The organism is Streptomyces sp. NPDC102360, from assembly GCF_044766085.1.
Classification (GTDB): domain Bacteria; phylum Actinomycetota; class Actinomycetes; order Streptomycetales; family Streptomycetaceae; genus Streptomyces.
In genome coordinates this window covers 959041-974693 of the sequence record NZ_JBIWLG010000001.1, presented here as the reverse complement: position 1 = coordinate 974693, position 15653 = coordinate 959041, and the positions used below count along the sequence as shown (strand labels likewise).

6 protein-coding genes are annotated in these 15653 nt (G+C 69.9%); 4 read left to right on the top strand and 2 right to left on the bottom strand.

The genetic code is table 11. The features are described 5' to 3' along the window. Positions 1-42: 42 nt before the first annotated feature. Positions 43-2214 carry a UvrD-helicase domain-containing protein gene (locus ACIRHA_RS04365; protein WP_403839683.1) on the top strand — a complete coding sequence of 724 codons (2172 nt, stop codon included), beginning with the start codon at positions 43-45 and terminating at the stop codon, positions 2212-2214. 94 nt (positions 2215-2308) lie between these two features. Here ACIRHA_RS04365 and ACIRHA_RS04360 read toward each other — a convergent pair whose 3' ends face one another. Then, entirely contained in the window at positions 2309-8167 is a 5859-nt protein-coding gene (locus tag ACIRHA_RS04360; RefSeq protein ID WP_403839681.1) for an AAA domain-containing protein, read from the bottom strand. 478 nt (positions 8168-8645) lie between these two features. On the opposite strand from ACIRHA_RS04360, the gene ACIRHA_RS04355 reads away from it, so the two are divergent. From ACIRHA_RS04355 to ACIRHA_RS04345, 3 genes are all read left to right on the top strand, one after another. Continuing rightward, a complete protein-coding gene (locus tag ACIRHA_RS04355; RefSeq protein ID WP_403839679.1) occupies positions 8646-11192 on the top strand; it encodes a DUF262 domain-containing protein in 2547 nt (848 codons plus the stop codon). Between the two features lie 203 nt (positions 11193-11395). Then, a complete protein-coding gene (locus tag ACIRHA_RS04350) occupies positions 11396-13411 on the top strand; it encodes a serine/threonine-protein kinase (RefSeq protein ID WP_403839677.1) in 2016 nt (671 codons plus the stop codon). A 135-nt stretch (positions 13412-13546) separates the two neighbouring features. Beyond that, the gene (locus ACIRHA_RS04345; RefSeq protein ID WP_403839675.1) at positions 13547-14869 is read left to right on the top strand and encodes a hypothetical protein; all 1323 of its coding nucleotides are present in this window, start codon (positions 13547-13549) and stop codon (positions 14867-14869) included. An 85-nt stretch (positions 14870-14954) separates the two neighbouring features. On the opposite strand, the gene ACIRHA_RS04340 is transcribed toward ACIRHA_RS04345, so the two are convergent. Further along, positions 14955-15416, bottom strand: coding sequence for an ATP-binding protein (locus ACIRHA_RS04340; protein WP_403839674.1), 462 nt, complete (start codon positions 15414-15416; stop codon positions 14955-14957). Between the last annotated feature and the right edge of the window lie 237 nt (positions 15417-15653).

Sequence of the window (15653 nt, the reverse complement as noted above, 5' to 3'; positions counted from 1 at the left end):
GGCTTGCCCCGGACCGCAGTTGACACCTGATCCGAGGACGCCATGCCCCGACTCGCCCTCTCCGACGACTTCGTCGCGGACCTCATCTCGCTGCAGAGACCCGTGCAGAAGGAGGTCAACGAGACCATCCAGAGGTTCCGGAGCATGACCGTCCCCCAGCTCCACGCCAGCAAGGGCATGCATCTGGAGAAGCTGGAGCGGGCGCGCGACCCACGGATCCGCACCATACGTGTCACGAAGTCCTACCGCGGTGTGCTGCTCGCTCCTGACGACGGGAGCGAGCTGTTCACGCTGCTTCGGGTGGCCCCGCACGACGAGGCGATCAACTGGGCCTGCAAGCGCGCCTATTCCGTCAACGGCGCCACCGGCGGCCTCGAGGTGCGCAACGTCGAGGCGCTCGAACAGATGGAGACGTACTTCGAAACGAAGGCGGTCACCACTCCCGCTCGTCTCCTAGAGGAGCACTCCGACGCTGTGCTCCGCGACCTCGGCATCGACGACCAGGTCCTGCGCCTGGCCCGCGTCTGCGTCACGGCCGACGATCTGACGGTCATGGCGCCGCCCATGATGCCCGAGGACCAGTACGAAGTGCTGTGGTTCCTCGCGGACGGCAACTCCCCCGAGGACGTCTGGGAGCAACTCATCGCCCCGCGCGGCCAGACCGTGCGCACCGCGCAAGAACGGCCTACGGTCACCCTCAGCGAAGCGATCCTCAACACGCCCAACCGCATCGTCGAGGTGACGGGCCCCGGCGAGCTGGAACGCATCCTCACCGAGGACTTCACCCGCTGGCGGATCTTCCTCCACCCCGCCCAGCGCCGGTATGCCTATCACCCGGGCTTCAACGGCCCCGCTCAGGTCACCGGCGGACCGGGAACCGGCAAGACGGTCGTCGCCCTGCACCGCGTACGCCACCTGCTGCTTACCGGCCGCGCCGGCGAGCGCATTCTGCTGACCACCTTCACGAACGCCATGGCGTCCACCCTGCGGGACAGCCTGGCGCTCCTGCTCGGTGAAGCCGACGCCCACCTGCTGGAGCGGGTCGACGTCACGACGGTGGACTCACTCGCCTCCCGCGTCGTCCGCGAGGCACGGGGCAGAGCGACGAAGCCGCTGTCGGCCGCCGCGGAGAAGAGCGCCTGGACGCGAGCCGTCGCACGCGAGGACCTTCCGTGGACGGAGCAGTTCCTGTCCCTGGAGTTCCGCAACGTCGTCCTCGCCCAAGGGCTGCGCACCCCGGAGGAGTACCTGCGGTGTGTGAGGCGGGGGCGTGGCACCCAGGTCGGACGGGTGCAGAGGGCCCGGCTGTGGCGGGTGATGGAACGCTTCACGGCGGACGTCGCCTCCCGGGACTCGGCGACCTACACGCAGCTGTGCGACCACGCCGCGCGCAACCTTGCCGACGGTGAGCCGCGCTACCGCCACATCGTGGTGGACGAGGCACAGGACCTGCATCCCGCCCAGTGGCGGGTGTTGCGCGCCTGCGTCGCGTCACAGTCCGACGACATGTTCCTCGTCGGCGACCCGCATCAGCGCATCTACGACTCCCGGGTCTCGCTGAGCTCACTGGGGATCCACGTCCGGGGACGTACGTCCAGGCTGCGTCTGAACTACCGCAGCACGGAGGAGATCCTGCGGTGGTCCGCGTCCTTGCTCGACGGCCAGACCGTGGGACGGCTCGGCGAGGACGACGAGTCGGACGGCGGCCGGGACTCGCTGCGGGGCTACCGCTCCCAGCTGCACGGCCGTGTCCCGACGGCACACGGGTACGTCAGCCAGGACGACGAACTGCGGGCGCTGGTCCGGCAGATCCGGACCTGGATCGAGGAGGACGGCGTCAAACCCTCCGAGGTGGCAGTCTGCGCTCGCTTCAACACGGTGGTCGACGCGGTCATCACGCGCCTGCGCCGGGAACGCGTCCCGGCGGTCGCGGTGAAGGACGACCCGGGGCCGGAGGTGTCGGGCGTGCGGGTGGCCACCATGCACGCGATGAAGGGGCTGGAATTCCGTTGCGTGGCCGTCGTCGGCGTCACCTCGGCCGTGCTCCCGTTCGCCCCGCACATGACGCCGGCCGAAGTGGACTCCGTACAGCACCAAGCGGACCTGCTGGCCGAGCACTGCCTGCTGTTCGTGGCCTGCACCCGGGCCCGCGACGCGCTGGCGCTCTCGTGGAGCGGTGAGCGCAGCCGCATGCTGGACCCGGTCGTCGGCTGAGACACGCACGCCCCGCCGGCCGAACCGGCTTCCGGTTCGGCCGGCGGGATTTCGGCGGGTGCGGAGGGCCTGACCGTCGTCCCCCGCCGGAGGATCAGACCCGGATCTCGCGGACGACGACCGTGCGCGTCCTGTCCTGCGAGGCGTCGTACGAGATCTCACGTCCCGGCGGCTGCCACATCAGCGCGTGTCCCAGCGGGGATGACGGCGAGATGATGTCTGCCTCGTCGGTGGCCAGCTCGGCGATCGTGTACAGGGTGTCGTCGTCAGCCTGCCCATCGAACTCCAGGGCCAGCAGCGCGCCGGGGATCACGACCGTCGGCGCGCCCGTTCCGCCCTCGACATGGGCGGAGTCGAGAAACGTGCGCAGGAAGGCGAGACGCTTCGTACGACGGTCGCGCCGGTCGGCCTGCGTCCTGCGGAGGAAGGCCAGGTTGGCCGGGTCGACGCCGTCGGGTGTCTCGTCCGGTGCGTCGACGGCGAGCTGCACATCCTGCATCTCGCGGACCAGCCGCTGGAAGGCGGCAACGGGAATCCGCCGTACCGGAAGCGGACCGTGCGGGGCTCGGGCGGGTTCCGGCGCTTCCTCCGGGGCGGACGCGCGGGCGACAGACCACACGGCGGCCTCGTCCGTCGGCTCGGTGCGTGTGGACGCGGATGATGCCGCGGTGCTCCTCTTCGGTACCGATGCCGACGCGGTGCCCCTCGTCGGTGCCGGGACGGGAAACACCGCGGCGTACGTCTGAGCCGTCGCGCTCACCTGCTCCCGAGCCGCGTGATCCGGGTCGTCGTCTTCGAGAACGCTGACCTGGTCCGCCTCCGACTCCGCGCGGATCGGCTCGATACCCAGCCGGTCCAGCTCCGCCCAGAGCGGCGCGAGCGCCTGCTCCCGGTCGAGGTGGAACCGGCTTCCGCGAACGCGGACGAAGGTCCAGTCGACCCGCTCCAGATCACGCTGCCTGGCCGCCGCGGTCGACGCGTCCTCGCCCTCGGCGAAGGAGTCACCGTCGCAGGCGACGGCGAGTCGCCGGGTGCCGCCCTCGACGACCAGGTCGATCGAGTGACGCCCGACCCGGTAGCCGGGCCGTACCCGGTAGCGGCGCCCGACCAGCTCCAGGTACACCTTCTGCTGGAAAAGGCTGTCGAAAGCCTCGTGCCGTACGTCCGGCAGGACTTCGCCCTCGACCGCGACGGTGTCCTCCTCCGCGGGCCTGGTGAGGTGATCGAGCCACTGCCGACGCAGGTCGTTCTCGTGGAACTGTTCCGTAGGAGCGCTGTGGAACACCCACAGCTGATCCTGGGCACGCGAGGCGGCGACGTTGATCCGCTGTTCGTACGTCTTGCCGGTGAATCCGCCCGGCACGGTCCCGGCGGCGGTGCTCGCCGAGTTGACGCAGGAGACGAACATGACGTGCCGCTCGTCACCCTGGAAGTCCTCCGCGTCACCGACCCTGATGCGCCGTTCCTCGCGCTGTTCGTAGTCGAGCCGTTCGGCGAGCAGGTTCTCCAGCTCCGCCAGGTGGCCCTTGGCGGCTCGGAGGCTGATGACGCTCATGGTCTTTCCGTCGTAGGCGGGGTCGGCGCAGCAGCGCACGACCGCATCGACGATGGCTTGCGCCTCGGCGATGTTGACCAGCCGGGTGTTGGTGCCGAGCGCCTCTCCGTCCTCGACGTGAACGGTGCGGACCGGTGGCAGCCGGTCGGCCCCGTACTGCCGCAGCGGCTGGAGCCGGTTGTTGTAACAGAGCTCGTTGGAGAAGGAGATGATCTCCGGCATGCACCGGAAGTGTTCCTTGAGCATGAGCGTGCCGCGGCCGGCGGACAGAGCTTCTGTGAGGTCGAAGAAGCTGGACTCGGGGCCGAAGAGGCTGCGCACGTCCGGCTCAAGGGCGGTGAGCAGCCGGTCCCTCAGGTGGAAGTACTCGTCCTGCTTGAGCCCCACGTTGTTGGGGCTGACCTGCTTGCTGTCACCGACGACGACCATGCGGTCGGCGAGCCAGCTCAGCAGCATGGCCTCCAGTCCTGACTGGCTGGCCTCGTCGACGATGACGACGTCGAACATGCCCGGCTGGTCCATCGGCACGGTTTCCGCCACCGCGTGCAGCGGCATGATCCAGGCCGGTACGGCCGTCTGCGCCTTGCGCAGCGCGGCCTGTGCGTCGCGCCGGTAGCGGTGCTGGTACTTGCCCTTGATGCGGCGTGCGGCCTGCTGGTACGCGCTGAGGGCGCGGGACTGGTCGCCGGTGAGCAGCCCGAGGCAACGGTGCCACGCCCGGGCGGCGGCGAGTCTGGCGAGCATGATGCGCGCCTCGTCGTCGGCCTCCGTCAGCCGTGCGCGCAGGGTGCGCTCGGCGTCCGGGTCGGTGAGCCTCTCCATGCGCTCCCGCCATGCCGACCAGGCCCAGGCCTCTGCGAGGAGCGGCAGCCAGGCGTCCCACGCGTCGTCCTCCGGGGTCCGGGTGATCCGCTCGGCGAGCGAGGGGAAGACCTCCCGTACTCGGGTGAGCGCGGCGTGCTGTTCGGCCCGCAGCCGGGCGGCCTCGCGGACCTCGGCCATCTCGTGGCTGAACTCTCGGTAGCCGTCCGGGTCCTGTGTTTGTACGGCGTCGAGCGCACGTGTGACGGCGGGCGAGGCACCGGGCCGCTCGCTCCAGACGCGCAGCAACTCCTCGGTGTCCGCGACGACCCTCCGCGACAGCTCGGCGGCACCCAGCGTGGTAGCCGCCCGGAGCACGGCTCGTACGGCGTTCTCGACGGCCGGATCCTGCCAGGCGGCAACGGTGAGTTGCGGTGAGGTCGCGGCGGCGGCGAGCACGTCGGTGCGGGTCGCGGTGACCGCGAGGAGCGCTACGAGAGCCTCGGCTTCCTGTCGCAGGCGGGCCAGTCGCGGACCGTGCCCCTGCCAGGCAGGGGCAGAGCTCCCCCATTCGGACTCGACCTGGGCCAGGCGCAGTTCGAGCTGCACACGCGCGAGCACGACGGCCGCCGCCGCGGCATCTTCGGGTGCCCGACCGTCTACCCGAACGGAGTCCACGAAGGCACCGACGGTCTTGGACAGTTTGGACCGCATCCCGAGCGGCCCGCGCAGTTTCTGCCCTTGGATGAGCCCGTCGTGCAGTGCGGTGGCCTGTGCGAGCGCGGCGCCCGGGTCGGACCGTTCCAGGCCGCTGACCATCGCCGTCCCTATGAGGGCGAGCGAGGCGTCCACAGCCGCGAGAGCGTCGGCCACGGCCGCCTGCCGACTGCGGGCCTGCCAGTCCTGCCCCGCGGTGACCTCCCGCAGCAGCTCCGTCGCCCACGGTCCCGCCGCCGCGGCAAGCGACGCGGCACGGACCCGGGCGGCGGCGAAGGCGTCCAGGGCAGCCGAGAGCCGCTGCTGCTCGCTCTCCCCCAGGCCCCGCACCGCCGTGTCGTACTCACCGCTCAGCGGGTCCTGTCGTACCGCCGCATGCGCCTCCTCCGCGGAGCGCACGACAGTGACGGCTTCTTCGAAGGCCTTGGGGTCGGGCAGTTCGGACGGCCCGGGCACCTCGGCCGCGAGAGCCCGCAGGTGCGGGGTGAACGCACGAGTGGTGTGCAGGAGGCGCAGCGCTTCGCCGACGTTCAGCGCGGCCTGTTCCTGAGGGACCGGGCCGAGCCAGTCGTACGTCGTCGCCTCTGACGTGAGGCGCTCGGCGATCTCCTGGAGGCTGCCGGTGTAGTCGCCGATCTCCGCCTCGAAACGGCGGGTCTCCTGCTCCCGCAGGACCGCAAGGTCCCGCAGCATGGCCTGCTGGGCGGAGCGGGCCCGGGCGAGCCGTGCCTGGAGCCCCCGGATGTCCTGCTCCGAGGCCTTCGGGTCGTACCCCGCGTACTCGCCGAGGATCCGCTGCACGGACGCCTCCAGCTCACGCTGGGCCGCCGCGCCGTCCTCGGTGCGGCTCACGCACAGGTCGCGGACGGACTCCGGCAGCTTGTCCCGCAGTACGCGCAGGGCGCGTGAGGTGTGGCTGGTGATGAGGACGCGCTTGCCCTGCGCGAGAAGGTCCGTCACCAGGTTGGCGATGGTGTGTGTCTTGCCCGTGCCGGGCGGACCCTGCACCACGACGAGCCGATTGCCGCGCAGACGCTCGGCGATGGTGCGCTGCTCCTCGTTGGCGGGCAGCGCGAAATACATCTCGCCGCCGCCGGCCGACACGCCATCGCCCTCGGCCGCCGCGCGGTCGGCGGCGGTCGCTGCCCCGCCCCGGCCCGCGATGTGGGCGAGCAGTTCGGTGGGGGGCGTACCGGCGTCGATCTGCCGGGCGATGGCCTTGAGGGCATCCATCGTCGAACGGCGATTGCGCTCCCGCAGCACAAGGGCAGGGGTGAGCCCCACCTGCGGAACGTCAAGGGTGCGCGGCTTGACCCGGTCCACCGCCGGCGAATAACTACTGGCACTGTGCGCCGCGTTGGCCCAACTGCGCAGGGCTGTGTGGAGGGCTTCCAGGTGCTGGGGGTCGGTAACGTCCGACGCGCCTTCCAGCACCTCGATGATCTGCTCGCGGACGGGGCCGGGAACGTGCTGGGCCCCTTCCAGCATGCCTTCTTCGAGTTCGAGGCCGACGCCGGTCGGGTCCGGTGCGGCGGTGAGCGTGCCCGTGGCCGGGTCGAGCTGGAGGGTGGCCCGGTGGGTGATCAGGTGCCGTTCGACGCGCTGGCCGCCGTTCGTCTGCCAGGTCAGCCGCCCAAGACCGAGGACGAGTTCGTACGCCTCGCCCAGGTTGGCGGCGTCCTCGTGCATCTTGTGCAGCCGGTCGTAGAGCTTGACGAGGGGATCGATCGCGCGCCGCTGCTCCGCCCACGCAAGCCACTTCTGCTGCCACGCGGCGTACAGCTTCTCGATCTTCTCCCGCTTCGGGTGCTCGTCCAGCTCGTGGTACGACTTCTCGAGCGGAATTCCCTCGGACCAGTCCGGATACTCGGGTTCGACGCGTCGGCGCAGGTGCGGAGCGTGCGTCTGCGCGAAGTCCCGGATGCGGGTCTCGTCCACCCAGGGGCCGAGCGGCGTCTCGGGGTGCGGCGGCTCCTCGCGCTGGGGTCGCGCGACGGTGAGCCAGGCCGGCTCGTCGGTGGCGAGCGACTCGTCCAGCATCACCTCGACGCCGTCGAGCTCCGGCAGTTCCTCGAACCACACGGTGCCGGCCGCGCCGTCGAGCGTGCGCACGGGCCGCGCCTTGGACTCCTCCGCCTCGGCGAGGAACCGGAAGATCTGCCGGACGCGCGCGGCGTCCGCCGCGTCGGCGGACAGCTCGTGCCTCCGCACGGGCGCGCCCTGCTGTGCGACCGCGGACGGCTGCGACGGCACGACACCGAGCACGTCCCGCCGACCGGCAACGGGCTCAGGCCCCGTGGATGCGAACAGGGAGTCCTGGTGCTCGCCGAAGAGTGCCCCTTGGTCGGAGAACGGCGCCGACGCGACCTGCGCGAGGGCGCGGCGGGGATCGTCGACGCTGGGCGCACCGGCCCCGGCGGGGGCGGCGGACGAAGTGGCCACCGCGGTGGTGAAGGTGACGCTCTCCCGCTCGTGCCCACCCCCGAATCGCACTTCGATGTCCAACTCCGCCGCGGTGCCGGACGGAATGCTGTAAGCCCAGGTCACCGAGGTCCTGCGCCCCTTGAGCAGGGTGCCTTCGAGCTCGTCGTCGAGGAACTCGGTCTGGTAGTCCTGCACCTGACGGGCCGTCTTGCCGTACGGTCCGCCGCGGACCAGGAGGCATATGCCGTCCAGGTCGATGGCACGGCCCGTGCCGTTGCTCAGGTAGAGGGTGCAGCGTATGAGGTCGTCGCCCTGCCGGTACCCGTACGAGTCCTCGGCATCGATCAGTTCGTACGGCACGACGTCGTCGACCCACACATGCAGCCCGTCGCCGTACTGATGGACGCAGCCGACCGGCTGCACGCCGTCGCCCGGACCGCTCTCACGCTGATTCACGCGCCACCCCACCCCTGTCGCGGGCCACATGATGGCCGCTCTGTGCATTCCCCGCCCCGGCCACACCGAGAACGATCGCCGACGAACCCCCCGGCACGCCGACATCACGTGTGAACTGAGCACACGCATCGAGGGTAGCAGCAGCACCACGCAGCCACGGCGCTACAGAACCCGCAGGCACGCCCCCGCCCTCCCCCCTCCCTACGGACACCATGGTGCGACAAGTAGCCGTTTGACTATGTTCACAGTTGACTGCACTCTGTTTCGAGCTATGCTCGCCAAGCCTCCTCTCGCGGGAGAGGCACACGCGCCATGCACATGGAAGTGCTCGACGTCTCACCCGAGTTGGCAGCGGAGTGGCTGACTCGGGTCACCCCAGCTGTAGAAACCGCGTTTGTTCGTACTGCACGCTGTCTTCGGGACCACACCGGGGGACGGTTCCGAAACATCTGCGCACCAACTGGGGGAAAGGAAGCGCATGCGCGCCCAGGAGATCACCTTCGTCAAGCTCGTCCAGGGGGAGAAGCAGTTCCAGGTACCTCTGTATCAACGCACGTACAGCTGGGGCGGGGATCAGCTGAAGCGGCTCTGGGAGGACGTCGGTGAACTCGTCGACCAGCATCTCTCCGGTGAGACCGTCGCGCCGCACTTCCTCGGCTCGGTGGTGCTGGCCCCCGGACAGATCCAGGCCGGCGGCGTGCAGAGGTGGCTGGTGGTGGACGGGCAGCAGCGGCTGACCACACTGATGTTGGCGTTCGCCGCTCTGCGTGACCACCACAGGAAGCAGGGTGACCAGCGTGGCATGGACAGGGTGCACCGTCAGATACTCGTCAACGAGTACCAGGAGGGCCCCGGCCATTACCGGCTGCTTCCCACCCAGGCGGACCGCGAGGCCTTCACCGCCTGTGTGCAGTCCCGGGCCGAGGCCGGTGGCAGCGACAACATCGGTGCGGCCTATCGCTTCTTTCTCGGTGCGATGGCCGAGGGCCGGGAGACCGGTGGCGCACAGTGGATCAGCACTGTCGAGACTGTCCTTAAGGACCTGCTCTCGATCGTGGAGATCACCGCCGAGTCCGGCGACAACGTGTACCGCATCTTCGAATCGATCAACAACACGGGCGTCGGGCTGAGCCAGAGCGACCTGCTGCGCAACTACGTGTTCATGCTGCTGCCCAAGCGGGGCGAGCGGGTCTATCAAGAGCTGTGGCTGCCCATGCAGCAGAGCCTGGGCCCGAAGAACCTCGAACTGCTGGTCTGGCTGGACCTGGTGGTGCGTGGCCACTCCAAGGTGAAGCAGAGCGAGATCTACCGGGAGCAGCAGAAGCGGCTCCAGCCGCTGGCCGGCGACGAGGCAGCGCTTCAGCGCGAGATCGAGCAACTGGCCGATCGCGGCCTGCGGTTCCGCCGCATCATCGAGCCGGCGCGCGAGTACTCGCCCGCACTGCGCGCGGTGCTGGAGCGCTTGGCGGCTTGGGGTGGTCAGACGCACTACCCGCTCGCCCTGCACCTACTGGACCTCGTGGACGCCGGAGGCACCACTGCGGACGACGCGGCGCAGGCCCTGCTGTACGTCGAGTCGTACCTGGTGCGACGGCTGATCTGCCAGACACCGACCACCGGCCTCAACCGGATCTTCATGGACGCGCCGAAGGAGCTGGAGACCGACCGACCGGCAGCAGAGGCCGTCCGGCGGTTCCTGTCCGGTCGGCGTCGGCGGTGGCCCAGTGACGAGGAGCTGCACGCGGCGGTCCGCAGCAAGCCGTTCTACTGGAGCGGCCGTCCTCCGCAGCGCAGCTACATTCTGCGCCGCCTGGAGGAGAGCCATCTCTCCACCGAGCCGGTCGACTTCGCCAAGGCGTCCCTCAGCGTGGAACACGTCCTTCCGCAGCGCCCGGCCCCGCAGTGGTTCGAGCTGCTCGCCGACGAGACCGAGCCGGACCAGACGCCCCAAGAACTGCACGACTTGCTGGTGCACACGCTCGGCAACCTGACCCTGACCGGCGACAACTCCAAGCTCTCCAACCACCCCTTCAAGCGCAAGCAGCAGATTCTCGAGTCGAGCGCCCTGCGAATGAACGCGGAGATCGCCTCGCAGGAACGCTGGGGCAGGGCGGAGATCCTCAACCGCGCCGACCGGCTGACGAAGCGCGCCGTCGAGCTGTGGCCCGGCCCGATCGGCGGGACGAAGCCGACCGGCGAGGAGTGGCCGGGCTGGGCCGAACTGCGGGCGATCCTGGTGGCGATGCCGAGCGGAACGTGGACCTCGTACGGCGACATCGCCGAGCTGATCGGCAGCCACCCGGTGCCCGTGGGTACCCACCTGGGAACCAACTCGTCTGTCATCGGCGCTCACCGGGTCCTGAACTCGGAGGGCAAGGTCTCCGCCGGCTTCCGCTGGCCGGACGGCGTCGACCGACAGCCGCCGCAAGAACTGCTGGTGAACGAGGGTGTGAGGTTCGACGCCTCGGGCCGGGCGGACCGTTCGCAGCGCTTGACCGCCGCGGAGCTGGCCACCCTGCTCGGCAAGGACGTCGCCCAGCAAGGTGCGCACGATCCGCTCCCTGCGGAGGAGGACGCCGCGGCGGCCGAACGCTTCCGTACGCAGTTGCAGACGCACACAACGGAGTCGGCCTCCGGAGTAATGGCAGCGCTCGACTACTGGCGCGGCCAGGGTGGTCACGTCACGTACGGCCGCAACGAAGAGACCAGCTGCTTCCCGATGCTGGACGCCGGGACGAGCGAGCGGCCCCACCTGATCTGGCCCGTCGGCATCTACCCGGTGAGCGGCACGGTCGAGGTCGTCTTCCAGTACCTCAAGACGCGCAGCCCCTTCGACGACACGGAACAGCGCCGCGAGCTGCTACGCCGCCTCAACGAGATCGACGGCATTGACCTGCCCGAGGCGAAGCTGGAACTGCGCCCGTCGTTCCCGGTCCGGGTGTTCGCGGAGCACAGTGCGGAGATCTGCGGGGTGCTGGACTGGTTCGTGCACACGGCGGCGTTGGATCTGGCACGGAGGAACTGACGCCAGCGACCGGGTCACTTGTCCTCACGGGGACGGTGGCCCGGTTCGATGCGCCTCGTCCTCGTGCACGAAGTGATACCTCCTCAAGGGCTGTTGGACGCTCGCCTGGTGTGCCGCCGGCCGAACCCAGGCCCGACCGCACATCCGCTCAGCCACCGTCTTGTTCGGCCCGAACCCTCCGACCGCGTACGAAGGAACCATCTGTGAGCGAGAACAGCTCCGCCGGAAGAGTCCGGTCGGCGCGTCCGGGCGACCCCTCCCGCATGGGCCCGTACCGGATCGTCGGCCGCCTCGGTGCGGGAGGCATGGGCACCGTTCACGCCGGGATCGCCCCGGACGGAACGCGCGTGGCGGTCAAGGCGATTCACCCACAGCACGCGCAGGATCCGGAGTTCAGAGCCCGTTTCAAGCGGGAAGTGGAGCTGTCCTCTCGCGTCACCGGACCGTACCTGGTGCCCGTACTCACCGCCGACACGGACGCGGAGACTCCATGGCTGGTCACTCCGTACGTGCCCGGCCCGACGCTGGACCGGTACGTACTCGACCACGGACCGCTCACCGGGGGCAGCCTGTACGCGCTCGCGGCGGCCACCGCCCAGGCACTCGCCGCCGTCCACACCGCGGGAGTGGTGCACCGCGACGTGAAACCCCAGAACGTCATCCTCACGCCCGCCGGCCCCCGCGTCCTGGACTTCGGGATCGCGCACGCCGCCGACGGCACGAGTGTCACCCGCACCGGCGTCATGACCGGCACTCCTGGCTGGATCAGCCCGGAGCACTACCGCACAGGGACGACCGGCCCCGCGAGCGACATGTTCGCCTGGGGCGCGCTCGTCGCCCACGCGGCCACCGGCCGGCTGGCCTTCGGGACCGGCGCACCCGACGTGGTCGCGTTCCGCGTGATGTCCGGCGAACCAGACCTGGACGATGTTCCCGCGCCCCTGCGCCGAATCTTGGAACGGGCGCTGGCCAAGGAACCGGATGACCGTCCGCCGGCCGCCGAGGCCGCTCAGGAGTGCGCGGACCTGCTGGCCTCCCAGGCGACGCAGGCGGTGGGCACCGACGCGATACCGGCGACTGCCGTGGACATGGTGACGGCCCTGTGGGACATACCCGCTGGGGACGAACTCGCCTGGCAATCACCCCCGCGCCGTTCGTGGAAGCGGACGGTGACCGCGGTGGTCCTCGCGGCGGCTGTCGGCGGCGGCTTGGCCGGCGGAGCGGCGGCCCTGATGCCCGGTGACAGTACCCGGAACGGCGAGCACGCGGTCCGCCCCACGGCCTCGACATCCTCCCCCGCCGCGGCCGGATCCACGAAGCCATCGGCGGACACCGCGAAGAACGACACCGCGGGGAAGGGAGACCAGGCAGCGGGCACGGATCCGGCCGACGCGGAGACCTGGAGACAGGCGCGCAAGGCGCAAGGACAAGGCGAACACGACGTGGCGGGCGCGGTCCTGCACGACCAGGGCGTCGGAGCACAGGACCTGCTCCCGATCGTGCTGACCACGGGAACGGTGAAGTTCCATGAGTCTCGCCGGGAGGTCTACTTCTCGTACGCACTCGACTCCGACGAACAGGCGGAGATGTACGCGGAGACGGAAATCGCCCACTTGATGTGCCTGACCCTGCGGGACGTCGTCCTCGACGCCCATCCGGACCTGCCTTACCGCACCTACGTCCTGGTCCGGGACGAGAAGGGCCAGGACCCGCGCGTGACGTGGCAGGACGGCTTCACCGCCGACTCGGCGTGCCGGTCGGCGCAGGACGGCGACTCCGGTGACGCCTCCGGCGCGGCCACTCAGGACGACTGGGAACCGGACGACGACGGTCTCGCCGAGGCGATGAACCCCAGCTCCGACAGCACCGAGATCCAGGTCGCGGACCGCGCCGCCAGGGGCGTCATCGAGCGGACCAACGAGATGCGGGGAACTCTCGGCACCGACCGCACCCTCGGCAACGACGACATCGCCATCGGCTTCGACCCGGCGGGCTCGGCGATGTACGTGTGGTCGAACTACGTGACCTGGAACCAGAGTCAGGTCGACTCGTGGGCGGGCATGGCCGCCGGCAAGGCATGCCGGGCCCTCGTCAAGCAGCGCGAGAGCTCGGGCAGCGCGTGGCCGTACACCCGCTACGCGGTGGCGGAGGTCGGCGCGTCCGGCTACCTCATGATCCGTTCGGGTACGGCGGCCAGGGAGGCCGACTGCCCGGCCTGAACCACGGGTTCGGGCCGCAGATCCGGTCCGGGAGGATGCCGGGTTGCTGGCCCGTTTACGTCGGGCCGGCATGCCGTTCTTGTCGGACATCAGCCGTAGGCTGTTGCCGGGGAGCAAGGGGAGCAAGGGGAGACGATGATCGACTACCGCAAGGCAACGACCGTTCCGGTGTGGACACTGGCGACCGGTGACGTCCGGGTGCCCGCAGTCGGCGCAGACGAGCCGATGACGGCTGAGCGCCTGACTGAACTACGCGGTGTACTGGCCGGCTTGGCCGACAAGCCGATCGCCACGCTTGAAGCGCATCCGCTGCCCGATGGGCTCGACCGCAGCCGTGGCATCCCGCTCGACGCCGTGAGCCCCCTGGCGCAGCACCTTTCGCAGCTCATCACGCAGTCGGCGCGGAGTTCCTCTGCGGCGGCCAAGGCAACCGCTGCCGGCGAGTGCCTGTACCGCATGGTGGTGCCGGCGAAGGTTGCCGCCCAGTTCGGCCAGGGCACCATTCGCCCGATGGCGGCGAAGGGAGTGGTCTGTGGCATCCGTGGCCCACTCATGGACTCAACGGGCCGCATCGCCGCCGGCGCGACGTTCGTGCCGGTCGGTAAAGCGGCAGCGGCAGGCGCAGCCGGTGGCGCCGGTGCGACAGCCGGTGTCGCGGCCGCCGGCAGCGCGGCGCTCACCATAGCTGCGCCGCTCGTGCTCATGGCCGTGGCGGTGGGGGTGAGCGCGCATGCCGACTCGCAACGCCGGCAGGCCATCGAACACATCACGGAACTGCTGGAGCAACTGCAAGAGCAGAAGCTTGAGGACGAGCACAGCGAACTCGACGGCTGCCGCGACGCCATCGACAAAGCCACCGCCATCCTGCTCGACCAGGGCAAGCTCGGTATCTCGCTGGGACTGGACTCGGCAGTGCATGCCATCAACACGGCACTGGGCACCGCCGACCGCCGCCTTGCCCGGTGGCAGAGCGCACTCGACAAGCTGCCCGACGGCAAGGCCGTCGACATCGACACGCTGACCAAGTCGTTCCCCGGCATCGACGACGACCACGGCGGCACGTTCCGCACTCACCTCGAACTCGCCGCCCTGGCCGTTGCGCTGAAGCGACGGGTCATCGTCCTGCAAGCCGTCGAGCACGCCCAGAGCGCCCCTGACAACCTGTTCGAGAACTTCGCCCGCGCACTCAAGGCCGATCAGCAGCGCCTCGACACACTGGAGTCGGGCATCGCCGCTGTCCTGATCCGCCTGTCGGCGCTGGAGCTGGCACGCCCGAGCGGTTTGCGGCCCGTCTTCACGACCGGTGAAGTCGATCGTCTGATGCGCGTGGCACACCGGATCCGCCAACTGGGAGACGGAGTCATGGTCAACGGCCCCACGACGGACGTGGCAATCGAGATCGCCCGCGACAGGGACGGCTCGGTGGTCGTGTTCCCCGCGCTGCCCGCGCAGGTGTAGGGACGCTCGCGCTCACTGGGACTGTCAGGTCAACTCGACTGCCCTCTCCACTCGTTGAGGTCTCCGCGGAGCGAGAGCGTGGGTGTCACAAAGTCATGGCGCCGAGTCGCACCTCCGCCCAGACCGTCTTCGTGTACGCGTCGTGGACCATGCACCCCCAACGGTCGGCGTAGGCCTCGACGAGGAACAGCCCCCGGCCCGAGGACTCGTCGTCAGCGGGTTCCGGCGCCTCGGGCGGCGGGAGGCGCTCGGGTCGGGTGTCGGTCACGTCGATCCGGAGGAAGGCGGGCATGAGCGCCAAGGACAGGCGGAAGTCCCGGCCGGGAAGGCTGCCGTGGCGGACGGCGTTCGACGCCAGTTCGGCGGTGACGAGGGCGACGGCCTGGGCGACGTCGGAGTCGTACGCGAGGCCGGTCCATTCAGTGAACTGCTGGACGGCGAGCTGGCGGGCGAGGCGGGCACCGCGCCTTGTGCTGCTGAAGCGCAGGGTCAGTTGGCGGGCGGGGACAGGCGGCGGTGCCCCGCTGGTGAGTTGCTGGTGCGTCACGGGGTTCAGCGTGAGGGGGTGGCCGGCCTACCGACCAGGTGCAACGGCCGTACCGAAGGACCCTGTACGGGGTGGGTCGGAGGTGACGCCTTCGTTTGTACGGGCGTTGTACGGGCCCTGTACGGGCTGGGCCCCGTGCCTTCGAACGAGCGCTGCGCGTTGAACCATGCCCCACCGCAGGGCGGTTCGCGGAGCCCGTGTCCGGAGCGGCGGGCGGACTCGGGGATCGGAAGGGCG

Bases quoted from the DNA above. Each gene is read 5' to 3' on its own strand.
- ACIRHA_RS04365 (WP_403839683.1), top strand. From the start codon at position 43: ATGCCCCGACTCGCCCTCTCCGACGACTTCGTCGCGGACCTCATCTCG.
- ACIRHA_RS04355 (WP_403839679.1), top strand. From the start codon at position 8,646: ATGCGCGCCCAGGAGATCACCTTCGTCAAGCTCGTCCAGGGGGAGAAG.
- ACIRHA_RS04345 (WP_403839675.1), top strand. From the start codon at position 13,547: ATGATCGACTACCGCAAGGCAACGACCGTTCCGGTGTGGACACTGGCG.